Source organism: Dactylosporangium sp. CA-139066 (assembly GCF_050936175.1).
Classification (GTDB): Bacteria; Actinomycetota; Actinomycetes; order Mycobacteriales; family Micromonosporaceae; genus Dactylosporangium.
The window spans coordinates 9,516,241-9,541,702 of sequence record NZ_JBNJNH010000001.1; the positions used below are offsets into that span (position 1 = coordinate 9,516,241).

At 70.8% G+C, this 25,462-nt stretch carries 24 protein-coding genes; 5 read left to right on the top strand and 19 right to left on the bottom strand.

The genetic code is table 11. The features are described from left to right. Positions 1 to 234: 234 nt before the first annotated feature. The 8 genes from atpD to ACQEVU_RS43500 all read right to left on the bottom strand — a co-directional run bounded on the left by atpD (position 235) and on the right by ACQEVU_RS43500 (position 7,122). Positions 235 to 1,668, bottom strand: coding sequence for a F0F1 ATP synthase subunit beta (gene atpD, locus ACQEVU_RS43465; protein ID WP_433334384.1), 1,434 nt, complete (start codon positions 1,666 to 1,668; stop codon positions 235 to 237). Continuing rightward, positions 1,668 to 2,594 carry a F0F1 ATP synthase subunit gamma gene (locus tag ACQEVU_RS43470; protein WP_433334386.1) on the bottom strand — a complete coding sequence of 309 codons (927 nt, stop codon included), beginning with the start codon at positions 2,592 to 2,594 and terminating at the stop codon, positions 1,668 to 1,670. The genes atpD and ACQEVU_RS43470 overlap by 1 nt, the downstream gene beginning before the upstream one ends. Positions 2,595 to 2,597: 3 nt before the next feature. Continuing rightward, positions 2,598 to 4,235, bottom strand: a complete 1,638-nt coding sequence (atpA, locus tag ACQEVU_RS43475; RefSeq protein WP_433334388.1) for a F0F1 ATP synthase subunit alpha — start codon at positions 4,233 to 4,235, stop codon at positions 2,598 to 2,600. A 130-nt stretch (positions 4,236 to 4,365) separates the two neighbouring features. Continuing rightward, positions 4,366 to 5,187, bottom strand: coding sequence for a F0F1 ATP synthase subunit delta (locus ACQEVU_RS43480; RefSeq protein WP_433335330.1), 822 nt, complete (start codon positions 5,185 to 5,187; stop codon positions 4,366 to 4,368). Beyond that, positions 5,184 to 5,729, bottom strand: coding sequence for a F0F1 ATP synthase subunit B (locus ACQEVU_RS43485; RefSeq protein ID WP_433335332.1), 546 nt, complete (start codon positions 5,727 to 5,729; stop codon positions 5,184 to 5,186). The genes ACQEVU_RS43480 and ACQEVU_RS43485 overlap by 4 nt, the downstream gene beginning before the upstream one ends. A gap of 53 nt (positions 5,730 to 5,782) precedes the next feature. Next, a complete protein-coding gene (atpE, locus tag ACQEVU_RS43490; RefSeq protein ID WP_433334390.1) occupies positions 5,783 to 6,004 on the bottom strand; it encodes an ATP synthase F0 subunit C in 222 nt (73 codons plus the stop codon). Positions 6,005 to 6,092: 88 nt separating this feature from the next. After that, positions 6,093 to 6,890, bottom strand: a complete 798-nt coding sequence (gene atpB / locus ACQEVU_RS43495) for a F0F1 ATP synthase subunit A (protein WP_433334392.1) — start codon at positions 6,888 to 6,890, stop codon at positions 6,093 to 6,095. Positions 6,891 to 6,909: 19 nt separating this feature from the next. Further along, positions 6,910 to 7,122: an AtpZ/AtpI family protein gene (locus tag ACQEVU_RS43500; protein WP_433334394.1), complete on the bottom strand. Its 213-nt coding sequence runs from the start codon at positions 7,120 to 7,122 to the stop codon at positions 6,910 to 6,912. 235 nt (positions 7,123 to 7,357) lie between these two features. Here ACQEVU_RS43500 and ACQEVU_RS43505 point away from each other — a divergent pair, with 235 nt between their 5' ends. After that, positions 7,358 to 7,804, top strand: a complete 447-nt coding sequence (locus ACQEVU_RS43505; RefSeq protein ID WP_433334396.1) for a hypothetical protein — start codon at positions 7,358 to 7,360, stop codon at positions 7,802 to 7,804. On the opposite strand, the gene ACQEVU_RS43510 is transcribed toward ACQEVU_RS43505, so the two are convergent. Together ACQEVU_RS43510 and glyA are read right to left on the bottom strand one after the other, a co-directional pair. Then, complete coding sequence (locus tag ACQEVU_RS43510) at positions 7,801 to 8,190, bottom strand: hypothetical protein (RefSeq protein WP_433334398.1); 390 nt, start codon at positions 8,188 to 8,190, stop codon at positions 7,801 to 7,803. The genes ACQEVU_RS43505 and ACQEVU_RS43510 overlap by 4 nt on opposite strands. Positions 8,191 to 8,209: 19 nt before the next feature. Beyond that, the gene (glyA, locus tag ACQEVU_RS43515) at positions 8,210 to 9,460 is read right to left on the bottom strand and encodes a serine hydroxymethyltransferase (RefSeq protein ID WP_433334400.1); all 1,251 of its coding nucleotides are present in this window, start codon (positions 9,458 to 9,460) and stop codon (positions 8,210 to 8,212) included. Between the two features lie 43 nt (positions 9,461 to 9,503). Here glyA and ACQEVU_RS43520 point away from each other — a divergent pair, with 43 nt between their 5' ends. Beyond that, entirely contained in the window at positions 9,504 to 10,955 is a 1,452-nt protein-coding gene (locus ACQEVU_RS43520; protein WP_433334402.1) for an SDR family oxidoreductase, read from the top strand. A gap of 468 nt (positions 10,956 to 11,423) precedes the next feature. On the opposite strand, the gene ACQEVU_RS43525 is transcribed toward ACQEVU_RS43520, so the two are convergent. Genes ACQEVU_RS43525 through prmC form a run of 3 tightly spaced genes read right to left on the bottom strand, consistent with a single transcriptional unit; the run spans position 11,424 to position 13,536 of the window. Further along, the gene (locus tag ACQEVU_RS43525; protein WP_433334404.1) at positions 11,424 to 11,996 is read right to left on the bottom strand and encodes a phosphotyrosine protein phosphatase; all 573 of its coding nucleotides are present in this window, start codon (positions 11,994 to 11,996) and stop codon (positions 11,424 to 11,426) included. Then, complete coding sequence (locus ACQEVU_RS43530; RefSeq protein ID WP_433335334.1) at positions 11,996 to 12,634, bottom strand: L-threonylcarbamoyladenylate synthase; 639 nt, start codon at positions 12,632 to 12,634, stop codon at positions 11,996 to 11,998. Before ACQEVU_RS43530 ends, ACQEVU_RS43525 begins: the two co-directional genes overlap by 1 nt. Then, positions 12,634 to 13,536 carry a peptide chain release factor N(5)-glutamine methyltransferase gene (gene prmC, locus ACQEVU_RS43535; RefSeq protein WP_433334406.1) on the bottom strand — a complete coding sequence of 301 codons (903 nt, stop codon included), beginning with the start codon at positions 13,534 to 13,536 and terminating at the stop codon, positions 12,634 to 12,636. Before prmC ends, ACQEVU_RS43530 begins: the two co-directional genes overlap by 1 nt. A gap of 35 nt (positions 13,537 to 13,571) precedes the next feature. On the opposite strand from prmC, the gene ACQEVU_RS43540 reads away from it, so the two are divergent. Beyond that, positions 13,572 to 15,104 carry a diguanylate cyclase domain-containing protein gene (locus ACQEVU_RS43540; protein WP_433334408.1) on the top strand — a complete coding sequence of 511 codons (1,533 nt, stop codon included), beginning with the start codon at positions 13,572 to 13,574 and terminating at the stop codon, positions 15,102 to 15,104. Between the two features lie 340 nt (positions 15,105 to 15,444). Here the strand turns inward: ACQEVU_RS43540 and ACQEVU_RS43545 are convergent, their stop codons facing one another. The 3 genes from ACQEVU_RS43545 to rpmE form a co-directional block, all read right to left on the bottom strand. Continuing rightward, positions 15,445 to 15,651: a hypothetical protein gene (locus tag ACQEVU_RS43545; protein WP_433334410.1), complete on the bottom strand. Its 207-nt coding sequence runs from the start codon at positions 15,649 to 15,651 to the stop codon at positions 15,445 to 15,447. A gap of 122 nt (positions 15,652 to 15,773) precedes the next feature. After that, entirely contained in the window at positions 15,774 to 16,868 is a 1,095-nt protein-coding gene (gene prfA, locus ACQEVU_RS43550; protein ID WP_433334412.1) for a peptide chain release factor 1, read from the bottom strand. A 181-nt stretch (positions 16,869 to 17,049) separates the two neighbouring features. Continuing rightward, positions 17,050 to 17,277 (bottom strand): 50S ribosomal protein L31, encoded by a 228-nt coding sequence (rpmE, locus tag ACQEVU_RS43555; protein ID WP_433334414.1) that lies wholly within the window; start codon positions 17,275 to 17,277, stop codon positions 17,050 to 17,052. A 202-nt stretch (positions 17,278 to 17,479) separates the two neighbouring features. On the opposite strand from rpmE, the gene ACQEVU_RS43560 reads away from it, so the two are divergent. Both ACQEVU_RS43560 and ACQEVU_RS43565 read left to right on the top strand, forming a co-directional pair. Next, on the top strand, positions 17,480 to 18,550 hold the full coding sequence (locus tag ACQEVU_RS43560) for an RNA ligase (protein WP_433334416.1): 1,071 nt from the start codon (positions 17,480 to 17,482) through the stop codon (positions 18,548 to 18,550). Then, a complete protein-coding gene (locus ACQEVU_RS43565; RefSeq protein WP_433334418.1) occupies positions 18,547 to 19,449 on the top strand; it encodes an AAA family ATPase in 903 nt (300 codons plus the stop codon). The genes ACQEVU_RS43560 and ACQEVU_RS43565 overlap by 4 nt, the downstream gene beginning before the upstream one ends. A gap of 237 nt (positions 19,450 to 19,686) precedes the next feature. Here the strand turns inward: ACQEVU_RS43565 and rho are convergent, their stop codons facing one another. From rho to ACQEVU_RS43580, 3 genes are all read right to left on the bottom strand, one after another. After that, on the bottom strand, positions 19,687 to 21,768 hold the full coding sequence (gene rho / locus ACQEVU_RS43570; protein ID WP_433334420.1) for a transcription termination factor Rho: 2,082 nt from the start codon (positions 21,766 to 21,768) through the stop codon (positions 19,687 to 19,689). A gap of 333 nt (positions 21,769 to 22,101) precedes the next feature. Beyond that, on the bottom strand, positions 22,102 to 22,998 hold the full coding sequence (thrB, locus tag ACQEVU_RS43575; protein WP_433334422.1) for a homoserine kinase: 897 nt from the start codon (positions 22,996 to 22,998) through the stop codon (positions 22,102 to 22,104). Between the two features lie 1,162 nt (positions 22,999 to 24,160). After that, entirely contained in the window at positions 24,161 to 24,976 is an 816-nt protein-coding gene (locus tag ACQEVU_RS43580) for an SPFH domain-containing protein (RefSeq protein WP_433335336.1), read from the bottom strand. Positions 24,977 to 25,462: the final 486 nt, after the last annotated feature.

A 25,462-nucleotide genomic window follows, 5' to 3' on the forward strand; every position in this document is an offset into this window, starting at 1 on the left:
CGGTTTGGCCGAGTCTAGTCAATGATCCGACGTGCCGAGCAGTGGGCCTCGCCACGTTGGCACAAGTGGCGATACAAGTCCGCGACGGCGTGCGCCGGATCGTCCGATGGACACTTCAGAGCGTGACGCACGTCACCGCCTCATGAAGCGCTTTGCCGAAAATTTCAGCTGGGCAGAACGGAAAGGGCGCGCCAACCATCCGGATGGCGCGCCCTTTCGAAGTACCGACGAAGGTCAGTCCTTCATCAGCTCGTGCGCCTTCTTCTCGAGGTCGTCGAGGCCACCGCACATGAAGAACGCCTGCTCGGGGAAGTGGTCGTACTCGCCCTCGCTGATCTTCTTGAACGCCTCGATCGTCTCCTTGACCGGCACCGTCGAGCCCGGGATGCTCGTGAACTGCTCGGCGGCGTAGGTGTTCTGCGACAGGAACCGCTCGATGCGCCGGGCCCGGTTGACCGTCACCTTGTCCTCTTCGGACAGCTCGTCCATGCCGAGGATGGCGATGATGTCCTGCAGGTCCTTGTACTTCTGCAGGATCCGCTGCACCTCGCGGGCGACCGTGTAGTGCTCGATGCCGACGAACTCCGGCGCGAGAATGCGCGAGGAGGACGCCAGCGGGTCGACGGCCGGGTAGATGCCCTTGTCCGAGATCGACCGCTCGAGGTTGGTGGTCGCGTCCAGGTGGGCGAACGTGGTGGCCGGCGCCGGGTCGGTGTAGTCGTCGGCGGGCACGTAGATCGCCTGGAGCGAGGTGATGGCCTTGCCCCGCACGGAGGTGATGCGCTCCTGCAGCAGGCCCATCTCGTCGGCCAGGGTCGGCTGGTAACCGACGGCGCTGGGCATGCGGCCCAGCAGCGTCGACACCTCGGAGCCGGCCTGGGTGAACCGGAAGATGTTGTCGATGAAGAGCAGCACCTCCTGGTTCTGCACATCGCGGAAGTACTCCGCCATGGTCAGCGCGGACAGCGCCACCCGCAGACGGGTGCCCGGCGGCTCGTCCATCTGGCCGAAGACCAGAGCGGTCTTGTCCAGAACGCCACCCTCGGCCATCTCCAGGATGAGGTCGTTGCCCTCACGGGTGCGCTCGCCGACGCCGGCGAACACCGACGTACCACCGAAGTTGCGGGCAACACGGGTGATCATCTCCTGGATGAGCACCGTCTTGCCCACGCCGGCGCCGCCGAACAGGCCGATCTTGCCACCGCGCACGTAGGGCGCGAGCAGGTCGAGCACCTTGATGCCGGTCTCCAGCATCTCGGTCTTCGGCTCGAGCTCGGCGAAGGCGGGCGCTGAGCGGTGGATCTCCCAGCGGTCCTTGATCTGCAGCGTCGACTCGTCGGCGTTGAGCACCTGGCCGAGGGCGTTGAACACGTGGCCCTTGGTCACCTCGCCGACGGGCACCGAGATGCCGGCGCCGGTGTCGCGAACCTCGGTACCGCGGACCAGGCCGTCGGTCGGCTGCATGGAGATGGCGCGCACCATGTTGTCGCCGAGGTGCTGGGCAACCTCGAGCGTCAGCGTCTTGGTGCCCCCGGAGAGGGTCACGTCGACGTGGAGCGCGTTGTAGATGTCGGGCATGGCGTCACGCGGGAACTCGGCGTCGACGACCGGGCCGATGACCCGGACCACGCGGCCGACCGCGGTCTTCGTGTCTGCTGGTGCAGTCATCACACATCACTTCCCGCCGCCGCCAGCGCGTTGGCGCCGCCGACGATCTCGCTGATTTCCTGGGTGATCGCCGCCTGCCGCGCGGAGTTCATCTCGCGGGTGTACCGCTTGAGCAGGTCGTCGGCGTTGTCGGAGGCGCTCTTCATGGCCCGCCGGCGCGCGGCCGACTCACTGGCCGCCGAGTCCAGCAGCGCGGCGAAGATCCGCGTGTTGATGTACTTCGGCAACAGGGCCTCGAGCAGTTCCTCAGCCTCCGGCTCGAACTCGTAGGCCGGCAGCGGCCCGCTGACCTCATGCTCCTCGACCTCCATCGGCGCGACGATCCGGCCGATCGGGGTCTGGGTCATCAGGGAGCGGAACTGCGTGTGGACCATGTGGAGCTCGTCGATGCCGAGGATGCCGTCGGGGCCGGGGCCGTCGACCGAGTCGTCGGCGCCGTTGACGAACGCCTGGATCAGGGTCTCGCCGATCTCGGACGCGTTGTCGTACCGCGGCTGCTCGGAGAAGCCCGTCCAGCTCCCGGCGATCTCGCGGCCGCGGAAGCGGTAGTACGCCACACCCTTACGACCGGCGACGTAGAGCGCGACCTGCTTGCCGTCCTGGCGCAGCCGGGCGATCAACTGCTCGGCGGTGCGCAGCGCGTTGGCGTTGTAGCCGCCGCAGAGCCCGCGGTCGCTGGTGATCACCAGGACCCCGGCCCGGCGGACCGGGGTGCGCGGCACCAGCAGCGGGTGATCGACGTTCGCGTTGCTGGCCAGCGCCGTCAGCACGCCCGTGATCGCCTCGGCGTAGGGCAGCGCGGCGGCAACCCGCTCCTGCGCCTTGCCGATGCGGCTCGTGGCGACGAGCTCCTGCGCCTTCGTGATCTTCTTGGTCGACTTGACCGTTCGGATCCGACGGCGCAGTGCCTGTACCTGACCGGCCATGCGTCAGCCCGACTTCCGGACCTGGCGGGTGACGGTCTCGCGCTGCGACTCACCCTCGAACGGCTTCGCCGGCGCTTCGTTGACCTTCAGGTCGGCGCCCTTCGCGGAGAAGACCTCCTTGAAGTGCGCGATCTCCTTGGTCAGGCCGTCGATCGTGCTCTCCTCGAGCTTCTTGGTCTCGGCGATCGCGTCCAGCAACTCCTTGCGGCTGGTGCGCAGGTGCTGCAGGAACTCCGTCTCGAAGCGGCGGATGTCGGAGACCGGGACGCTGTCGAGCTGGCCCGTCGTGCCGGCCCACACCGAGACGATCTCCTCCTCGACCGAGAACGGCGAGTACTGCGGCTGCTTGAGCAGCTCGACCAGGCGGGCGCCCTTGTCCAGCTGGGCGCGGGACGCCTTGTCGAGGTCGGAGGCGAACGCGGAGAACGCCTCGAGCTCGCGGTACTGCGCCAGGTCCAGCCGCAGGCGGCCGGCGACGTCCTTCATGCCCTTGACCTGGGCCGAACCGCCGACCCGGGACACCGACGTACCGACGTTGATCGCCGGCCGGACGCCCTGGTTGAACAGGTCGGACTCCAGGAAGACCTGGCCGTCGGTGATCGAGATGACGTTGGTCGGGATGTAGGCCGAGATGTCGTTGGCCTTGGTCTCGATGATCGGCAGGCCGGTCATCGAGCCGCCGCCGAGCTCGTCGGAGAGCTTCGCGCAGCGCTCCAGCAGGCGGGAGTGCAAGTAGAAGACGTCGCCCGGGTAGGCCTCACGGCCCGGCGGGCGGCGCAGCAGCAGGGAGATGGCGCGGTACGCCTCGGCCTGCTTCGTCAGGTCGTCGAACACGATCAGGACGTGCTTGCCGCCGTACATCCAGTGCTGCCCGATGGACGAACCGGTGTAGGGGGCGAGGTACTTGAAGCCGGCCGGGTCGTCCGCCGGGGAGGCCACGATGGTCGTGTACTCCATGGCGCCCTGCTCTTCCAGGGTCCCCTTGATGGCGGCGATGGTGGTCGCCTTCTGGCCGATCGCGACGTAGATGCAGCGGACCTGCTTCTTCGGGTCGCCGGACTTCCAGTTGTCCCGCTGGTTGATGATCGTGTCCAGCGCGACCGTGGTCTTGCCGGTCTTGCGGTCACCGATGATCAGCTGGCGCTGGCCGCGGCCGATGGCGGTCATGGCGTCGATCGCCTTGATGCCGGTCTGCAGCGGCTCCTTGACGGGCTGGCGGGCCATGACGTTCGGCGCCTGCAGCTCGAGCTCGCGGAAGCCCTCGTTGGGGATGTCGCCGCGGTCGTCGATCGGCTGGCCGAGCGGGTTGACCACGCGGCCCAGGAAGGCGTCGCCGACCGGGACCGAGAGGACGCGGCCGGTCCGCTTGACCTGCTGGCCCTCCTCGATGCCCTCGAACTTGCCGAGGACGACGACGCCGATCTCGCGGACGTCGAGGTTGAGCGAAACGCCGAGCGTGCCGTCCTCGAACTCGAGCAGCTCGTTGGCCATCGTCGAGGGCAGACCCTCGACCTGGGCGATACCGTCGCCGGCGTACGAGACGACGCCGACCTCCTCGCGGGAGATCTTTGAGTCAACGGACGAGACGTAGCGCTCGAGCGCGCCCCGAATGTCGTCCGAGGAGATGGTCAGCTCGGCCATCCTCAACCTTCTATCTGGAGTAACAAAGCTTCGGGGAAATTGGCTGAAAGCGTTGTTGGCGCTCGCTTCGCTCGGGCGCGCCGGAGGTTTCCCACCCCGGACCCCGCATGCTCGCTCCGCTCACACCAAGCTACTTTCCGAGCGCCGTCTTCGCCTCGGCGAGACGACGGGACACCGTGCCGTCGTACAGGTCTGCGCCGACCTGGACCCGCATGCCACCGATGATGCGCGGATCGACGTCGACCTTGAGGGATACCCCTCGACCGTACAGTTCGGCCAGGCGAGCGGCCAGGCGCTCCTCCTCGGCGTCGGTCAGCGGCACCGCGGTGGTCACGTGCGCCACCGACCGGTCCCGCTTGGCGGCGGCCAGCTCGACGAGGCGGTTCAGCGAGCTGTCGAAGCCGCGGCCGCCGAACCCGGCGACCGCGAGCTGGGCGAGGCTGAGCGTGGTCGCCTTGGCCTTGCCCTTGAGCAGATCCGTGACCAGCTCGGTGCGCGAGGCGACCGGCGTGGTGGAGTCGCCGAGCGCGCCGGCCAGGCGGGGGTCGCCCGACACGATCTGGCTGAAGCGGAAGAGCTCGTCCTCCACGTCGGCCAGCTCGCCGCCGCGGTCCGCCGCGGCCAGCAGCGCGTCGACGCCGAGCCGCTCGGTGCCGTCCAGCAGCGCGCCGGGGCCGGACCAGCGGCCGGACACCAGCGCGGCGACCAGGCCGACCGTCTCGGCCCCGACCTTGCCGGTCAGGATCGAGCTGATCAGCTCCGAGCGCTCCGCGCCGGGGCGGCCGGGGTCGGCCAGCGCCCGGCGCAGCCGCGGCTCGCGGCGCAGCAGGCCGGCCACCGCGAGGATCTCCTCCGCGACCTTCGAGATCCCCGCAACGTCAGCGCTCGCCGAGAACTCGGCGAGCTTGTCGGCAGCGGCCCCGTAGGCCTCGCGGTTGGTGCCCTCCATCAGCGCCGCCCCGCGGCACCGGCCGCGTCGGCGTCGCCGATCTCCTCGAGGAACCGCTCCACGGTGCCTCGGCGGCGAGCCTCATCCTCGAGCGACTCGCCGACGATGCGACCGGCGAGGTCGACCGCGAGCGAGCCGATCTCGGCCCGCAGCTGGCGCACAATCTGCTGGCGCTCGGTCTGCAGGGCGTCGCGCCCCGCGGCGATGATGCGGTCGCTCTCCTCGCGGGCCTTGGCGAGGATGTCCTCGCGAATGCCCGTGGCGTCGGCGCGCGCCTCGTCGCGGATGCGGGCCGCCTCGGTGCGGGCCTCGGCGAGCTGCTCCTTGTACTGCTCGAGGAGCTGGTTCGCCTCCGCCTGCGCCGCCTCGGCGCGCTTGATGCCGCCCTCGATCGCGTGGACCCGCGCCTGGAAGGTCGCCTCCATACGGGGGAAGACGAACTTCAGCAGCACGAAGCACAGCAACGCGAAGGCGATCGTGCCGACGATGATCTCGGGCACGTGCGGGAGGATGACGTTGCCGCCTCCCTCGTCCGCGGCAAGGATCTTGTTCATGTGCGCACCTCCTGTCCGGTCTCTAGATGGATGCCAGAGAAGACTTACGTAAGCGCGAACGCGAGCACGAGGCCGAACAGCGCGAGCGCCTCGACGACGGCGAAGCCGAAGATGAGCCAGGTCCGGTTGGCACCGGCCGACTCAGGCTGACGGGCGCTCGCCTGGATGTAGGCGGCGAAGATGATGCCGACGCCGATGCCGGGGCCGATGGCGGCGAGACCGTAGCCGACCGCACCGAGCTGCCCGGAAACCGCAGCAAGATCCATGATGTGTTTCCTCCTGAGGATCGCGCGTGACTGTCACGCGTGACGACGGGGTTGAACAATTGGTGAAGCTGATTGAAAAGTTCGGATCTCAGTGGTCTTCGGCGATGGCGCCCTGGATGTAGCTGGCGGTCAGCATCGCGAAGACGTACGCCTGCAGGAAGATGACCATGACCTCGAAGAAGGTCATGACGATCGCCATCAGGAACGAGAAGACCGACAGGCCCATCACGAAGACGTTCGCGCTGCCCAGCATCGCCACACCACCGAGCGTGAAGACCAGCAGCATCAGGTGGCCGGCGAACATGTTGGCGAAGAGACGGACGGCCAGCGTGACCGGGCGCGTCAGGAACGTCGAGATGAACTCGATCGGCGTGATGAGGAAGTACAGCGGCCAGGGGATGCCCGGCATGAACAGGTTGGTCCGGAAGTACTTCGCGGCGCCGTGCTTCTTGATGCCAAGATAGATGAACATCACGTAGCTGATCACGCCGAGGATGATCGGAAACGCGATGTGCGCGTTCGGCGAGATCTGGAACAGCGGGATGATCGCGAAGACGTTCGTGACCGCGATGAAGAGGAAGAGCGTCGTCAGGTAGGGCGCGAAGCGCAGGCCCTCATGCCCGATGACGTCCTTGGCCACGCCCTCCCGGACGAAGCCGTAGATCGACTCGGCGAACCACTGCTTCTTGTCCGGCACGAGCTTCGGGCTGCGGTAGGTGACCAGGAAGAAGATGATGATCAGGGCGACGGCCAGCCACACCATGAAGGTGATCTTGGTGAAAGCGAGGCCCCACTCGGAGTCCCGCAGGGACGGGATCCAGCTCTGAAAGTCGAAATCCTTGACGCCAGGAGGGAACCCCTCAGCGAGGAAAGTCGGCTGACCCACCGATCCACCCTTCACGCGCTCAACCAAACCGCTTCATGACGATGTACAAGCTTCCGGCGATGCCGACGATCATGCCGACGAGCAGTCCGAGGTGGCGTGGGATGTGGAGCCACCAGTCCAGCGCGTAGCCGATGCCGCCCCATGCGACGACGCCGCCCAGAAGCGTGCCAAGGGCGGACCAGCCAGCGTTGGCGCCGGGGTCCGGCCGCTTCTCTTGCTGTTTGTCCGCCATGACGCCGTGACGATATCAGCCGGGCTTTCCCACCAGTAACTCGACCCCCGCGTGCTCGACGCGCGGGGGTTCATCCGTCTCTCGGGGCCATCAACCGGCGGCCAAAGACGTTACTACGCCGCCGGGGTGGAAGGCGTCAACTACACGACTCACGCGTGAATGAATGTTGCGCATGGTCCCCTCTGCCCGGTTAGCTATCGCTGGAGCATAACAGTCCGTGGCCGAGGTGATCACAATGCGCAACATCGCGGTCGCGTTTCTTCTCATCGTCGCCGCCCTCGCGGTGACCAAGACCCAGTCGGGTTCGGACGCGGTGCGTGACGGCATACGCAAGGCCGGATCGAAGTGCTCCGTATCACCGCACCGGCCGCAGAAGCAGGGCGGCCGGGTCGTGGCGACCGGCGAGGTGCTGTGCGACCGGCCCGGTCCGCAGCAGTTGACGCTGACCGTGCAGCTGCAGCGCTCCCCCGACGGCAAGCAGTGGACGACGGTGGCCAGTCAGGCGTACACCTCGGCCGGCGCCGACACCACGAGCGAACGGCCGGCGAGCGCGCGCCGCCACACCGCCGGCGTCGCGTGCGCGAACGCGACCTGGCGCACGGCGGTGCAGTGGTCGGCGCAGGACCAGAGCGGCACCACCAAGGGCAGCCGCACGAGCGAGCCGCGCAAGAACGTGTGTTAGACGTCCACGTAGTAGATCTTGGCGTGGAGAATCCAGTACAGCTGCGCGCTGATCCACGCGATCGTCGCGGCGATGACGGTGACGCCCAGCGCGAACAGTCCGGGCCACTGCGCCTGGTTCACGCGGAACATGACCATGCCGAACGCGGCGAACTTCACGGCGTACGTCATCAGGACCACGGGCAACAGCATGTGCCGCGCGACCATGTCGACCCACGCCACCACCAGGTTGGACACCAGGTGGCTGACGAGCACCAGGCCCACGCCGGCGGCCGCACCCAGGGCGGGCGTGACGCCGCCGGCCAGCGCGGCGATGACGACCGAGACCACGAGCACCACACCGGTGATGCCCAGCGTGGTGGGCAGGTGGCGCAGTCGCTCGGTCACGAGGTGGCCGGCCTTTGGGTCATGACGGACAAGGATACGCGGGGAAGCCGCCCACGAGGTCCGCCACCCGGGCCGAGACGTCCTCGCCGCGGATCGCGCCGGCGATCAGCGCGGCGATCTCACGCATCTCGGGCTCCTTCATGCCCTGCGTGGTCACCGACGGCGTGCCGACGCGGATGCCCGATGCGGTCATCGGTTTCTCCGGGTCGTACGGGATGGCGTTCTTGTTCAGGGTTATGCCCGAGGCGTCGCAGCGCTCCTCCGCCTCGCGCCCCGTGATCTGCAGCGCCCGCAGGTCGATGAGGGCCAGGTGGGTGTCGGTGCCGCCGGAGACGGGCCGCATGCCCTCGGCCGCCATCGCCTCGGCCAGCGCCCGCGCGTTGGCCACGACCTGGCGCGCGTAGTCGGCGTACGCCGGCTGGGAGGCCTCCTTGAGCGCGACCGCCTTCGCGGCGACGGCGTGCATGAGCGGGCCGCCCTGCGTGAACGGGAACACCGCCTTGTCGATGCGCTGGGCGAGGTTCTCCCGGCAGAGGATCATGCCGCCGCGGGGACCGCGCAGCACCTTGTGCGTGGTGGCGCACACCACGTCGGCGTGCGGCACGGGCGACGGGATCGCCTTGCCGGCGACGAGCCCGATGAAGTGTGCCGCGTCGACCATGAGGTAGGCCCCGACCTCGTCGGCGATCTCGCGGAAGCGCGCGAAGTCGATGAGCCGGGGGTACGCCGTCGCGCCGCAGATGATCATCTTGGGCCGGTGCGCCACGGCCAGCTCGCGGACCTCGTCGTAGTCGATGAGCTCGTCTTCCTTGCGCACCGGGTACCCGACCGTGGTGAACCACTTGCCGGAGAAGTTGACCCTGCTGCCGTGGGTGAGGTGCCCGCCGTGCGGCAGCTCCATCGCCAGCACCGTGTCGCCCGGCATGAGCAGCGCGGCGTAGGCGGCCAGGTTGGCGCTCGCCCCGCTGTGGGGCTGCAGGTTGGCGTGCTCGGCGCCGAAGAGCGTGCGGGCCCGCTCGATGCCGAGCGTCTCGGCCCGGTCGACCTCGGCGCAGCCGCCGTAGTAGCGCCGGCCGGGGTACCCCTCGGCGTACTTGTTCGTGAGGGTCGAGCCGAGGACCGCCAGCACGGCGGGCGAGGTGAGGTTTTCGCTCGCGATCAGCTGCAGGCCGCCGCGCAGGCGGCCGAGCTCGCCGAGGACGACGTCGGCGATCTCCGGGTCGGTGTCCCGCAGCGCCTGGAAGTCGGGTCCCCAGTACGTGTCGCCCATGAAACGAGTCTAGGGGCCGATTGCGCAGGGTAAGCATGAAGTCATGCGATGTCTCGTGACCGGCGCGACCGGGTACGTCGGCGGCCGCCTCGTCCCGCGCCTGCTCGCGGCCGGCCACGAGGTGCGCTGCCTGACCCGCGACGCCCGCCGGCTGCGCGACGTGCCGTGGGCGCCGAAGGTGGAGATCGCCGAGGGCGACGTGGCCGAGGACGCAGGCCTGGTCGAGGCCCTGCGCGGGATCGAGGTCGCGTACTACCTCGTGCACGCGCTCGGCCAGGACGCCTTCGAGGACGTCGACCGGCTCAGCGCGCTGAACTTCGCCATCGCCTGCGAGGCGGCCGGGGTCGAGCGGATCGTCTACCTCGGCGGCCCGGTCCCGGCCGGCCACGCGTCCGCGCACCTTCGCTCCCGGGGCGAGGTCGGCGACATCTTCCTGCGCTGCGCCGTCCCGGCCGTCGTGTTCCGAGCCGCGGTCATCATCGGGTCGGGGTCCGCGTCGTTCGAGATGCTGCGGTACCTCACCGAGCGCCTCCCCGTCATGGTGACCCCGGCCTGGGTGCACAACCGCATTCAGCCGATCGCCGTCCGGGACGTGCTGCGGTACCTGGTCTCGGCGGCCTCGGTCTTCCCGCCGCCGGTCAACCGCGCCTTCGACATCGGCGGCCCGGACGTGCTCACCTACGCCGAGCTCATGCAGCGGTACGCCCGGGTCGCCGGCCTGCGCCGCCGCATCCTCGTCCCGACCCGCGCGCTCAGCCCCTGGCTGTCCTCGCACTGGGTCGGCCTCGTCACGCCGGTGCCGAACCGCATCGCCCGCCCGCTCGTCGGCAGCCTCATCCACGAGGCGGTCTGCCACGAGCACGACATCGCCGAGTACGTCCCGGACCCGCACGACGGCCTGACCGGCTTCGACCTGGCCGTCACCCTGGCCCTGCGCAGGATCCGCAACGCCGACGTCGAGACGCGCTGGGCCAACGCGACCCTCGCCGGCGCCCCGAGCGATCCGCTGCCGAGCGATCCGTCCTGGTCGGGCGGCACGGTGTACCGCGACGAGCGCACCCGCAGCGTCAGCGCGCCGCCGGAGCGCCTGTGGCGCGTCATCGAGGCGATCGGCGGCGAGAACGGCTGGCACTCCTTCCCCCTGGCATGGTCGATCCGCGGCTGGCTGGACCGTCTCGCCGGCGGCGTCGGCCTGCGCCGCGGCCGCCGCGACCCGTCCCGCCTGTACGTCGGCGAGGCCCTCGACTTCTGGCGCGTGGAGGAGATCGTGCCGGGTTCGCTGCTGCGCCTGCGGGCGGAGATGAAGCTGCCGGGCCGCGCCTGGCTGGAGATGCGCGCGGCCTCGGATGCGCGCGGGCGAACGGTGTACGAGCAGCGGGCGGTGTTCCTGCCCCGCGGCCTGGCCGGGCACTTCTACTGGTGGGCGGTCGCCCCGTTCCACGCTTTCGTCTTCGGCGGCATGGCTCGGAACATCGCCCGCACGGCCGAGCGGTAGCAGGTGCTTTGAACGGATTTATCCGGCCGCTTCGCTAGACCGGATAAATCCGACATTTCATGATTTAGCAGGTCGGCGCCCGGTCAGCGCGGTTCTTGGCGATATTGCTTGTGCGTTCGCCCAACTCGACCGCAACTCCCGGCTCGGCCACAGCTCAGGCTCGGCCATGGCGGCTCCGAGGGTGGGACCGACGGGCGCGACGGCGACGACTGGGCCGTGGGCGACCGCGATGGTGACGCCGTTCCGGGCAGCCGACCTTGACATTGGCGGCACAGCCCGCTGCTCGTTGCCACCGCCCGAGGTTCGCTGACGCAGTGGCGTCGACGACACCTTTCGCTCAGCGAGCAGGCCAGACCGGACCGGTTGCCACCGTACCCAGGAGGTGCGCGGCAGGCCCCGACCCGCTAAATGATGATAAGTCCGAAAAATCCTGCTGCGGAGCGGCGGGATTTTTCGTGCCCCAAAGTCTCAGCGCCGGAACAGCGCCTCGGCCAAGGGCTTCGTCGTGGCGTGGATCTCGTCGGCCACGCGGCTGAAGTAGGCGTCCGGGCGGCCCCACGGGTCGTCCAGCTCGTCCGACTCGCGCGGGCGCTCCCCCGACCGGGCCGCGTCGGCCGCCTCGACCAGGGCGACGCCGCGCTCGTACGGGTCCGAAAGACCCGGCGGGAGGTCGACGTCGCGGATCAGGCGGCCGAACTCGCCGAAGACGAACGTGCGCGCGGCCGCGTCCGGGCACAGGGCGACGACGAAGTCCACCTGCTCGATGGTGGCCGTCAGGATCAGGTCCGACGCCTCCACGTGCTCGGCCAGGAGCTTGCGCGCGCGGAAGCCCGTCGCGTCGCCGCCGCGGGCCTCCACCTGCCGGGCCGCCTGGCGGTCCATCGGCTCGCCGGCGTGCCAGCCGCCGGTGCCGGCGCCGTGGACGTACAGCACGTCCGGGCCCGCGCCGAGCGCCAGCGCGTCCGCGACGAGCAGGCGCTCGGCCATCGGCGAGCGGCAGATGTTGCCCATGCAGACGCACAGGACGCTGAACGGGGACATCAGTCCTCGAGCGCGACGAGGTCCGGGACGACCTCGCGGAGCTTCTCGATCGGGATCGCGCCGGTGCGCAGCACACGGTGCTCGCCGCCGACGACCGAGATGATCGTGCTGGCGACGGGCTCGGGGCAGGGGCCGCCCTCGAGGTACACGCTCACGGAGTACCCCAGCTGCTCGCGCGCCTCGGCCGCGGTCTCCGCCGGCGGCTGGCCGTGCTTGTTCGCCGAGGACACCGCCATCGGGCCGGTCTCGCGCAGGACCTCGAGCGCGATCGGGTGCAGCGGCATCCGTACGGCGACCGTGCCGTCAGTGCTGCCCAGGTCCCACTGCAGGCTCGGGGCGTGCTCGACCACGATCGTCAGCGCGCCGGGCCAGAAGGCGTCGACCAGGTCGCGCGCGGCCTGCGGCAGGCCGAACACGAGGCCGTCGAGGGTGTGCCGGGAGCCGACGAGGACGGGCACGGGCGTGGTGCGGCCCTTGGCGTTGTTGAGCGCGGTCACCGACCAGGACTTGAACGCGTCGGCGCCGATGCCGTACACGGTGTCGGTCGGCATCACGATCAGGTCACCGCGGCCGACGGCCTCGATCGCCGCGGCGATGCCGCGCTCGCGCTCGGCGAGCCGGCTGCAGTCGTAAAGCATCACGGGGAGCCATCTTGCCAGGCCGTGCCGCCGGTCCGGCGGGCGGTGGCGAAGCGGGGGCGGCCGGCCAGGTCGCGGTGGTCCGCGATCTCGTCGAAGTCGCCCGTCGCGCGCAGCAGGTCGGGCAGCGATGCGCCCTGGGTGTCGTCGTGCTCGACGGCCAGCTCGCCGCCGGGGCGCAGCAGGCGGGCGGCCGCGCGCGCGACGGCGGGCATCAGGTCCAGGCCGTCGCCGCCGGCGAAGACCGCCTCGTGCGGATCGTGCTGCGCCACCTCCACGTCGACGTCGGCCGTCTCCGGGACATAGGGCGGATTGCACAAAACCATGTCGGCGGTACCCGCAATGTCGGCCAGCACCGCATCGTCGGACACGTCGGCCTCGATGACCCGCACGCGCGGGGCGACGCGCTCGACGTTGCCCCGCAGCCAGGTGAGGGCGGATTTCGAGCGCTCCACGCAGTACACCTGCAGCCCGGGACGCTGCGTGGCGACGGCCAGGGCGATGGCCCCGGACCCGGAGCACAGGTCCACGACGCGCCCGGCGGAGCCGAGGCGCGCCAGCGCCCACTCCACGAGCAGCTCCGTCTCGAACCGCGGGACGAACACCCCGGGGCCGACCGCGAGCTCCAGCCCGTAGAACGGCGCGGTGCCGGTGAGGTGCTGCAGCGGGATCCGCTCGGCGCGGCGGGCGACCAGGCGCCGGATCTCGGCGATCTGCTCGCGGCCGGCCGAGGCGGTGAGCAGCCGGGCGCGCGTGACGCCGAGCACATGCGCGGCGAGCAGTTCGGCGTCGACCCGCGGTGAGCCGACCCCGGCCCGGTCGAGCGCGGCGGCCGCGGCCGCGATCACCGACGAAAGCGTGGGCAACGAGCGTTCCGGCGTGTCATCTTCGAGTCGGTGCACCTCATAATCATGAGGCGCGCTGGAAGGGGGTCCGGATGGCGGTTGGCGACCGCACGTCGGAATTGACGCGCGCCCGCCGGCTTCTCTTCGACGACCACATCGGCGAGGCGATGGCCGTGGTCGAGCGGGTGCTGGAGGGCGACCAGTCGCCGCACGACCGGGTCGAGGCGCTGAAGCTGCGCCTGATCGCGCTGCTCAACCTGGGCCGCACCGACGAGTACGCGGGCGCCGTCGACGCCGGCCTGGCCGCCGCCCGCCAGGTGCAGGACCCCGGGCAGTACGGCGAGCTGCAGGCCCTGGCCGCCATCGTCGCCCTGCGCACGGGCACGCTCGACGATTGCGTGCGCGCCCTCGTGCACGGCTCGCGCGCCCTCGGCGCCGTCGAGCTCACCGACGAGACGACGGCGTGGGGCTGGCACAACCTCGCGATGGCGTACTCGTACACCGGCTTCCACGGCCACGCCAACGCCGCCATGGAGCGCGCCCGCCAGGTGGCCCAGAAGGCCGGCGTGCCGACGGCCAGCACCGACTTCGCCGCGCCGCAGATCCGGCTGCGCCTCGCCGTCGACCTCGACCACCGCGGCGACAGCGAGGGCTGCGTGCGCATTCTGCGCGACATCGCCACCGACCTCGAGCGGCGCATCCGCGACGACGAGGTCGACCGGCTGCGCCCAGTGGCGCGCGGCGCGATGGGGTACGCCCTCGTCCGCCTCGGCACGCTCGGCGCGCCCGCCCCCGACATCGACCCGTGGCCGCTGCTCGAGTCGGCCGGCCTCTCCACCCGCGCCGGCGACCTGCGCACCCTCGGCCTGGCGTGCCAGGCGATCGCCGAGCGCCGCCCGATCGAGGCCGTCGCGCGCCTCGAAACCGCGCAGGTCAACGAGGACTCGCTGGGCGCCGCCGAGCTGCACCGCCTGCGCGCGCTCGCGTTTCTGGGCGCGGCCGACTACCGCTCGGCGTACCACGCGGACCGCGCCGCCTACCGGGCCGCCAATGCGCAGCTCGACCTGTTGCGGGACCTGTTCGTCGAGGGCATCGCGGCGCTGCTCGACCACGAGGACCTCGTGCGCAAGGTCGACTTCCACCGCGGCGAGGCCCAGACCGACCCGCTGACCGGCCTGCCGAACCGCCGCTACCTCGAGGAGCACATCACGAAGCTGGTCGCCGCCGGCGGCCACGCAGCCCTGGGCGTGTGCGACCTCGACGGCTTCAAGCAGGTCAATACCGTCCACGGCCACCTTTCGGGCGATCTGGTACTGCAACGAGTCGCCGCCGTCCTCAACCGCGTGATGCGCAAGGGCGACTTCGTCGCGCGGTACGGCGGCGACGAGTTCGTCGTCGTCCTGCCCACGACGTCGCCGGGCGAGGCCCGCGAGATCTCCCGCCGCATCGTCACCGCGGTCGCCGCCGAGGACTGGCAGTCGATGGTGCCGGGCACGCCGGTGGGCGTGACGATCGGCTGGGCGGGGTTGTCGGGCGAGGACTTCCAGAGCGTGGCGGAGGCCTTCGAGGCGGCCGACCACGCGATGCTGAGCGCGAAGACGCCGCGCCCTCGCGCAGCTTCCTGACTCGACTGTGTTCGCTGGCTTTCGGTCCGTGGACTTTTGCGACAAGTCGGGCGCTGGCGCGCCACGACTTGTCGGATTTATACCCTGTCAGGGGACAAATCCGCGCGAAGGCCGCGCACACGAGGCCCCTCTCAAGGGCTTGCGCACACGGGCGCGCGATGCACTGCGAGGCAACGCGGCAATACGCAGGGAGCCGGGCTACGACCCCGTTGACGCGGCGGTCGGCAACCTGGTCGGCGGCGTCTTCGCGGGCGTCACGACCGACCTACGGTCGCGCAATGCGCGAGAAGCGACGTCGCCACGCTCGCAGATGCGGCCTCAGCGCGCCGCCGATGCGAGATCAGCGAGACAGCAGAATGCGAGCGTTCTCCTCGCGAATGCGAGCACGCTCCTGATCCGCACAAACCGCCGCCCAAGCGTTCGCCTTCGCCGTCGGCATGCGCTCGGCACCGAGCACCGAGCGACCCACCTTGTAGATCAAATCCGCGGCGGTAGCGACGACGGCGCGCGGCCCGGCGGAGATGTCGACGGGTGACGACGACGGCATGGCGAACCCCTCCCGGAGTGTCGGCGATCACGTTGGGTGCAAGTCGTTCGGCACGAAACGCTACCCGGTACAAGCGTGCCCCCGCACCGTTTCCGGAATGTGACGTCTGCGTTAGACGCCCATCACCCTCGGCTGAGCTGCTCCTCACCCGCGAGGCGGGCCTTGCGGTCGGCCTCGGCCAGGGCATCCAGGACGCCGTCGAGGTCACCGCCGAGGGCCAGGTCCAGGTTGTACGCCGTGTAACCAATCCGATGGTCGGAAATGCGATTCTGCGGGAAGTTGTACGTCCGGATGCGCTCCGACCGATCGACCGTGCGCACCTGGGAACGTCGCGCGTCGCCGGCCGCCGCGGCCGCCTGCTCCTCGGCCAGGGCCACGAGCTTGGCGCGCAGCATCCGCATCGCGCGGTCCTTGTTCTGCAGCTGCGACCGCTCGTTCTGGCAGGACACGACGATCCCGGTCGGCAGGTGCGTGATCCGTACGGCGGAGTCGGTCGTGTTGACGCTCTGCCCGCCCGGCCCGGAGGAGCGGAACACGTCCACCCGCAGGTCGTTGGGGTCGACCTCGATCTCGCCGGTCTCCTCGGCCTCGGGCGTGACGAGCACGCCGGCGGCGGAGGTGTGGATGCGGCCCTGCGACTCGGTGGCCGGCACCCGCTGCACGCGGTGGACGCCGCCCTCCCACTTCAGCCGCGACCAGACGCCGTTGCCGCCGTCGGGGATGCCCCGCGTCTTGATGGCGACGGCGACGTCCTTGAAGCCGCCCAGGTCGGACTCCTGCGAGTCGAGGACCTCGGTGACCCAGCCGTGGCGCTCGGCGTAGCGGAGGTACATCCGCAGCAGATCCCCGGCGAACAGCGCCGACTCCTCGCCGCCCTCGCCGGCCTTGACCTCGAGGATGACGTCCTTGGCGTCGTTGGGGTCGCGCGGGGCGAGCAGCTCGGCGAGGCGCTCCTCCAGCTGCGGGATGCGCGCCTCGAGCTCGTCGGCCTCCCCGCCGAACGCCGGGTCCTCGGCCGCCAGCTCGCGCGCGGCGGAGAGGTCGTCGCGCGCCTGCTCCAGCTCGCCGGCCGTCTTCGCGATCGGCGACAGCTCGGCGAAGCGCCGCCCGGTCTTGCGGGCCAGCGCCTGGTCGGCGTGGATGCCGGGGTCGGCGAGCTTCTGTTCCAGCTCCTGGTACTCCGCCAGCAGCGTCGCGAGCCGGGTGTCGGTGCTCATCGCAGATCCTTAGTCACGAAGGGCAGTAGCTTGATGTGAGCGGAGCGAGCATGGGGGGTCCGGGGTGGGAACCCCCCGGCGCGCCCGAGCGAAGCGAGCGCCAACGACGCTTTCAGACCGGGAAACAGAGACGGCGCCCGCACCGACCCGGGGAGGGGCGGTGCGGGCGCCGGAAGCGCAGCTACTTGCCGGCCTTCTTGGCCTGGACCTTCGCGTACTTCTGCTGGAACTTCGCGACCCGGCCCGCGGTGTCGAGCACGCGCTGCTTGCCCGTGTAGAACGGGTGGCAGACGGAGCACGTCTCCACGTGGATCTGACCGCCCTTGGCGGTGCTACGGGTGGTGAAGGAGTTGCCGCAGGAGCAGGTGACCTGCGTGGTCGCGTACTCCGGGTGGATGTCCGGCTTCATGGCCGCGGTCCTTTCGATCAGTCGGTCGCCGGGTCGCCCGCACTCGGACGTGAACCGGAACCTGAGTTGGCCGTCGGTCAAGTCTGCCATGCTCGTGTCACGGCACCTCGACCGGTGTCTGTAACGCCCCCTCCCCCGCCCGCATTCCCGGCCATTATCACGTCGCGATCGCGAGCGCGGCTCACCTACGCTGTACCGCGCTATGAGCCTCCACATCGACGAACTCTGCGACCCGAAGCTGCTGGCCGACATGGTCGGCGGCGGGTACATCCGCACCCAGCGCCACCCGTCCCTGCCGCTGCTGATCCACAACTACACCGAGAAGACGCAGTACGAGAACGTGTGGAACGCGGCGACGCTGGCGTGCCGCGGGCTCGTCGTGTCCACCGACGGGCGGGTGCTGGCGCGGCCGTTCGCGAAGTTCTTCAACCACGGGCAGCCGGGCGCGCCGGAGCTCGACCTCGAGGGGCTGGTGTCGGTGACGGACAAGGCCGACGGCTCGCTCGGCGTGCTGTTCCCGACGCCGGACGGGTTCGCGGTGGCGACCCGCGGCTCGTTCGACTCCGAGCAGGCACGGCACGCGACGAAGGTGTGGCTTTCGCGGTACGCCGGACGCTTCACGCCCCCGCCCGGCCGGACGGTGCTGTTCGAGATCATCTACCCGGCCAACCGGATCGTGCTCGACTACGGCGGCCTCGACGATCTCGTGCTGCTCGGCGCGGTGGACATCGCGACCGGGCGCAGCCACGGGCCGGGCGCCATCGACGGCTGGCCGGGGCCGGTGGTGGACTCGTTCGCGTACGCGACGCTGGCCGACGCGCTCGCCGCGCCGCCGCGGGACAATCGCGAGGGGCTCGTCGTGCACTTCACCGACTCGGACACCAGGCTGAAGATCAAGTACTCGGAGTACGTCCGGCTGCACCGCATCGTCACCGGTCTCAACCCGCGTGTGGTGTGGGATGCCATGGTCAACGACCGCCTGCCCGAGCTGCTCGAGCCGCTGCCGGACGAGTTCCACGCGTGGGCCAGCGACGTCGCGGCCGGCCTGACGGCGAAGGTGGACGGGCTCGTGGCCGAGGTCGAGCGGGAGTACGCCGAGACGGTCACCGCCCTGCCCGAGGGCTGGACGCGCAAGGACTTCGCGCTCGCCGTCGCCCGCCACCCGCGGCGCGGATGCCTGTTCCTGCGCCTGGACAACAAGGACTACACGCCGCTGCTGTGGCAGCAGGTCCGCCCGCCGGTCGGCGAGACCGCGGACGAGGAGGCTGCATGAGCTCGCTGACCATTACCCGCGGCCTGCCGGGCTCGGGCAAGACGACGTGGGCGAAGCAGCAGCCGTACCTCGTCCGCGTCAACCGCGACGACCTGCGCCGGATGCTGCACGGCGGGCCGGTGACCGACCCGGCGCGGCGCGGGCGCGCCGAGAAGGAGGTCACGGCCGCACACCACGCCGCCGTCGAGGGGCTGCTGCGCACGGGCGCGCACGTGGTCTGCGACGACACCAACCTGCGCGGCCGGGTCGTGCGCGAGTTCGCCGAGCTGGCCGCGAAGTGCGGGGCGAGCTTCACGGTGCGCGACTTCACCGACGTGCCGCTGGACGAGTGCATCCGCCGCGACGCGCTGCGCACCGGCGAGGGGCACGTCGGGGAGGACGTGATCCGGGGGATGCATCAGCGGTACCTCGCGGGCCGCGCCCTCCCCCTGCCGCTCCCGGTCATCGACGAGAGCGTCGGCGCGCCCTACGAGCCGCCGCCGGACGCGCCGCAGACGGTGCTGGTCGACATCGACGGCACGGTCGCACTGCTCAACGGCCGCAGCCCGTACGACATGACCCGCGTCGGCGAGGACCTGCCGAACGCCCCGGTGATCGCCGCGGTGCGGGCGATGCACGCCGCCGGCCACGAGATCGTGTTCTGCTCGGGCCGCTCGGACGACTGCCGCGAGGCGACGCAGGAGTGGCTGGCCGAGCACGTCGGCGTGCCGTACCGGGGGCTGTTCATGCGGGTCACCGGCGACCAGCGCCGCGACTCGGTGGTGAAGGCCGAGATCTTCGAGAAGGAGATCCGCAGCCGGTACCACGTCGTGGGCGTCTTCGACGACCGCCAGCAGGTCGTGCGGATGTGGCGCTCCCTCGGCCTGACGGTGTTCCAGGTGGCCGAGGGCGACTTCTAGCCCCCGGCCGCGCCCTCGGCTTTTACCGGACGGTCGCGCCCTCGGTGCAGCGGACGGTCGCGCCCTCGGCGACCACGGCCGTCGTCGGCGGCATACACCGCCGAGGGCAGCAGCGGCGACCGGTCGAACAGCAGCGGCAGCCGTCGCCCGTCCGGGGTGCCACGAGGGGCCTCTTCGGGTCCCCACGGCGAACGCCCCCGGCGGTCAGGCGCGGGGGCGTTCGGCGTTGTGTCGGACTTACTCGCCCGGCGTGGTCTGGGCGATCTGCATGAGGAACTCGACGTTGGTCCGGGTCTTCTTGAGCCGGTCCAGCAGGAGGTTGAGCGCCTCCTGCGAGTCGAGGGCGTGCAGCACCTTGCGCAGCTTGATCACGATCGCGAGCTCGTCCGGCGCGAGGAGGATCTCCTCCTTGCGGGTGCTGGACGGGTCGATGTCGATCGCCGGGAAGATGCGCCGGTCGGCGATCTTCCGGTCGAGCTTGAGCTCGGCGTTGCCGGTGCCCTTGAACTCCTCGAAGATGACCGTGTCACCGGTGGAGCCGGTCTCGACCAGCGCCGTGGCGATGATGGTCAGCGAGCCGCCGTTCTCGATGTTGCGCGCGGCGCCGAGGAAGCGCTTCGGCGGGTAGAGCGCGGTCGAGTCGATACCACCGGACAGGATGCGGCCGGAGGCGGGCGACGCGTTGTTGTACGCGCGGCCGAGCCGGGTGATCGAGTCCAGCAGGACGACGACGTCGTGGCCGAGCTCGACCAGGCGCTTGGCCCGCTCGATCGACAGCTCCGCGACGGTGGTGTGGTCCGTCGGCGGCCGGTCGAAGGTCGAGGCGATGACCTCACCCTTCACCGAGCGCTGCATGTCGGTGACCTCTTCGGGCCGCTCGTCGACCAGGACCACCATGAGGTGGCACTCGGGGTTGTTGCGGGTGATCGCGTTGGCGATCGCCTGCAGCACCATGGTCTTGCCGGCCTTCGGCGGCGACACGATCAGCGCGCGCTGACCCTTGCCGATCGGCATCACCAGGTCGATGACGCGCGTGGTGAGGATGTGCGGCTCGGTCTCCAGGCGGAGCCGGTCCTGCGGGTACAGCGGGGTGAGCTTGTAGAACTCGGGGCGGCGCTTGGCCTCCTCCGGGTCCATCCCGTTGACCGTGTCGAGCCGCACCAGCGGGTTGTACTTGTCGCGGCGCTGCTCGCCGTCGCGCGGCTGCCGCACGGCACCGGTGACCGCGTCGCCGCGGCGCAGACCGTACCGCTTGACCTGCGACATGGCGACGTAGACGTCGTTGGAGCCGGACAGGTAGCCGGTCGTGCGCACGAACGCGTAGTTGTCCAGCACGTCGAGGATGCCGGCCACGGGCACGAGAACGTCGTCCTCGCTGACCTGCGGCTCGTTGGCACCGCCACCGCGCGCGGGCTCGGCGCCCTCGCGGTCGCGGCCCCGGCGGCGGTCGCGGAACCGGCTGCGCCGCCCGCGACGGCCCGTGCCGTCGTCGTCGCCCTCATCGTCGGCGAACCCGCCGCGCTGGTTGCGGTCCCCTCGGTCGCCGCGATCGCCGCGGTCGGGCGCGTTGCGCTCGGCACGCTCCTGGCGCTCGGCCCGCTCGCCGCGCTCGGGCCGCTCCGCCCGCTCGCCGCGCTCCGCACGCTCGGGCCGCTCCGCCCGCTCGGGGCGCTCGGCCCGCTCAGCGCGCTCCGCACGCTCGGTCCGCTCCGCACGCTCGGTCCGCTCCGCGCGCTCGGGACGCTCGGCCCGCTCCACGCGCTCGGCGGCCCGCTCGGGGCGCTCGGCACCGTTGCGCTCGGCGCGCTCCGCGGCACGCTCGGCCCGCTCCGCGCGGGTGCGAGTGGGACGCTCGGCCCGCTCGGCGGCGGGCTCGGCCGGCGCCTCGGCGGCGGCCTCGTCACGGGCGGCCCGCGGCTCCGGCGGACCGGCGGCACGGGTGGCCCGACGAGGGGTGCGGGCCGGCGGCTCGGTGACCTCGGTGGCGGAGGGCCACTCGGCCTCGGGGGCCTCCGCGCGAGCCTCGCTGCGCGCGGCCCGGCTGCGGGTGGTGGTCGTCGTGGTCGCGGCCGGCGCGGCGGCGGGGCGCGACTCGCCCGCCTGGCGCTCCTGGATGGCCGTGACGAGCTCGCCCTTCCGCATCCGGGCGGTGCCGGAGATGCCCAACGAGGCGGCCAGGCTCTGCAGCTCCGGAAGCAGCATGCCGGCCAACCCCGTGCCCGAGCGCCGCCGACGGGTCGCGCCGGCCTCGGCGCCGTCGGCCTCGACCGCGCTGCGGTCGGTGGTGACATCCGACGTGACGTCGGTGGTGTCGCTCAATGGATTCCTTCCCTCGTTAGGCCGGGGCTGCCCGGATGTGGCTAACGGTGGCCGGGCGGCCCGCGGGTGCTCCCGCCTCGCGTGCGGTGCGGGAGGTGTTGCAGCGCTTGCGGCAAGGCGTGGACGCCACCATCTGCGTCGTTGGCCCATCCGTGCGCGCGCGACCACAGGAAACGCGGGTTGGCGGCCGGGCGTGCGCAAGGGGTGCCACGGAATTCGGAGCACGCCGCCCCGCATGAGATCGCCGCACTGAGCGGCTGCTGTAGGACTAGAGAGTAATCAACTCCGCTAGCCAGCGGCAACAGGGTCCCGCTCGGCGTGTTCCAGCGTACCTCATGCCAGCTCACCACCGAGTCGCGCGCCGGTTACATCGACATCAAGCGGCAGAACTCGCCAACCCGGCATCGGCCGCGGCGCCCATCCACCGACCCCGAACGCCAGCACCGAGGGCCCCGCCCCGGACACCACGGCCGCGACCCCTTCGCCCCGCAACCGGCTCACGAGGTCGGCCGTCAAAGGCATTCCTTCCGCACGGTACCCCTGGTGCAGCCGATCCTCGGTAGCCGCGAACAACCGCCCCGGGTCGCCTTCGAGCGCGTGCACGAGCAGCGCCGCGCGCGCCGCATTGAAGGCGGCATCGGCGTGCGGCACGGTCTTGGGCAGCGCCGCCCGGGCGACCTCGGTCAGCCCGCGCTCCTCCGGCACAAACACCACGGGCCGAATCCCCGCCGCCGGCTCCCGCCGCACCGCGGCCGCCACCCCGTCCTCGGTCCAGGCGATCGTGAACCCACCAAGCAGACAGGGCGCGACGTTGTCCGGATGCCCTTCGATCTCCCCGGCCAGCGCCAGCGCCGCCACGTCATCCAGCCGCGCGCCCCCATCCTCGACCAGCCCGCGCGCCAGCATGATCCCGGCAACGATCGCGGCCGAGGACGACCCAAGCCCGCGCGCCTGAGGAATGCGGTTGCGGCAACGCAATGCGAGCCCCGCCGGCCGCTCCCCGAGCACGTCGAACGCCCGCCGCATGGCCCGCACAACAAGATGGCTGGCGTCGCCCGGCAGCTCGCCCTCACCCTCCCCGCTCACCTCGACGACAACCCCACCGCTCGTCACCCGCGCCTCAACCTCGTCGTACAACGTCAGCGCAAGCCCGAGCGCATCAAACCCCGGCCCGAGGTTGGCACTGGTCGCGGGCACGCGGACGACAACGGGGTGGTGGAGCAAGGCCATACGGGACATCTCACCATAAGGATCGCTCCGCTCAGTCCTCGGGATCCCGCTCTTTTCTCCGTCTCCAAACACCGCTAACACCGCCCCACGCCCGGCCGCCGCTTCCCCACCACGCCCGCCGGCCACCCATTCGTTTCCTGGCCGCGCCCGGTCACTTCCCGCCGCGCCCAGTCACCTACCCCGCGCCCCGTCATTCCCGCCGCGCCCGGTCACTTCCCGCCGCGCCCAGTCACCTACCCCGCGCCCCGTCATTCCCGCCGCGCCCGGTCACTTCCTGCCGCGCCCAGTCACCTACCCCGCGCCCGGTCATCTACCCCGTGCCCGCCGCGCCCGGTCACTTCCCGCCACGCGAACCAGGCATTGCCCTCCGCCCCCGGCCACACTTCCTCGCTGCGCCGGCTGGCTTTTTCCCGTTCCGGCCCGACACTTTCGTAGCGCGGCCGATCAGGACTCTTCGACGGGGCCGGCGGCTTCCGCAGCGCGAGCCGTTGCAGCCTCCGCAGCGCCAGCCGTCCCAGCCTCCGCAGGGCGAGCCGACGCAGCTTCCACAGCGCCCGCCGACCCAGCCTCCGCAGGGCGAGCCGACGCAGCTTCCACAGCGCCCGCCGACCCAGCCTCCACAGGCCGAGCCGACGCAGCTTCCACAGCGCCCGCCGACCCAGCCTCCACAGGCCGAGCCGACCCAGCCTCCGCAGGGCGAGCCGTCCCAGCCTTCGCAGCGCCCGCCGACCCAGCCTCCGCAGGGCGAGCCGACGCAGCTTCCACAGCGCCCGCCGACCCAGCCTCCACAGGCCGAGCCGACGCAGCTTCCACAGCGCCCGCCGACCCAGCCTCCACAGGCCGAGCCGACCCAGCCTCCGCAGGGCGAGCCGTCCCAGCCTTCGCAGCGCGAGCCGACGCAGCCTCCGCTGCGGGAGAGGGCGCAGCGTCCGCGGGGCGAGCGGGCGACGCTTCCTCGTCGTCCTCGGCGTAGCCGTCGACGTCGGCGTCCTCGCGGGCCACCGGGCGGCGGACCTCGCGGCCCGCCTGGCGCAGGGCCAGGCGGAGCGCGAACTCGATCTGCCCGTTGACGCTGCGCAGGTCGTCGCCGGCCCAGCGGGCGATCGCCTCGTAGACCTGGGGGTCCAGCCGCAGCAGGAGCTTCTTGCGTTCCGGCACGGGCTCAGGCGTACAGCGTGCCGGTGTTGACGACCGGCTGGACGTTGCGATCGCCGCAGAGGACCACGAGCAGGTTGGCCACCATCTGCGCCTTGCGCTCCTCGTCGAGCTCGACGACCTGGAGCTCGCCCAGTCGCTCCAGGGCGCTCTGCACCATGCCGACGGCGCCCTCGACGATCTTGTAGCGGGCGCCGACGATCGCGCTTGCCTGCTGGCGGGCCAGCATCGCCTGGGCGATCTCCGGCGCGTACGCAAGATGGGTGATCCGCGACTCGAGCACCTCGACGCCGGCCAGCGCGACCCGCTCGCCGAGCTCGACGGTCAGCTCCTCACTGACGATGTTGCCCTCGCGCAGGCTGGCCCGGCCGTCCTCGTGCGACTCGTAGGGGTAGCTGGTGGCGAGGTGCCGCACGGCGGCCTCGGACTGCACGGCGACGTACGAGATGTGGTCGTCGACGCCGAACGACGCCTTGAACGTGTCGACCACGCGCCAGACCACCACGGCGGCGATCTCCACGGGGTTGCCGTCGGCGTCGGAGACCTTGAGCCGGTCGGTCTCGAAGTTGCGCACCCGGCGCGAGAGGCGGCGCTTGGTGCTCAGCGGGACGGTCCAGTGGAAGCCGGCGTCGCCGATGGTGCCGACGTAGCGGCCGAAGAACTGCAGGACCCGCGTCTCGTTGGGGTTGACCACGGTGAACCCGCTCAGCACGATCACGGCCGCCAGGGACACCACGGCGATGACCAGGCCCCCGGACCCGTCGTCGAGCGTCCCGGCGGCCACGATCGCGACGACCACGAGAACGACCAGCAAGCCGAGCATGACAAAGCCGGGAATCCGGAACGCCCGTCGCTCCATGACACGCCTCCAGGGGCTATCGAAGTGATATCACCACGATAGCTCCTCGCCGCAAGAGGCGCCTACCCTGTCGATATATCGCCTGTCGGGGTATAAATCCGACAAGTCGCGGCGCGGAGCGCCCGACTTGTCGTAAAAGCCAGCGTCCGCTGAAGAGGCAGACGTAAAGCCAGCGTCCGCTGAAGAGGCAGACGTAAAGCCAGCGTCCGCTGAAGAGGCAGACGTAAAGCCAGCGTCCGCTGAAGAGGCAGACGTAAAGCCAGCGTCCGCTGAAGAGGCAGACGTAAAGCCAGCGTCCGCTGAAGAGGCAGACGTAAAGCCAGCGTCCGCTGAAGAGGCAGACGTAAAGCCAGCGTCCGCTGAAGAGGCAGACGTAAAGCCAGCGGCCGCAGAAGAGGCAGACGTAAAGCCAGCGGCCGCAGAAGAGGCAGACGTTAAAGGCAGAGCGAG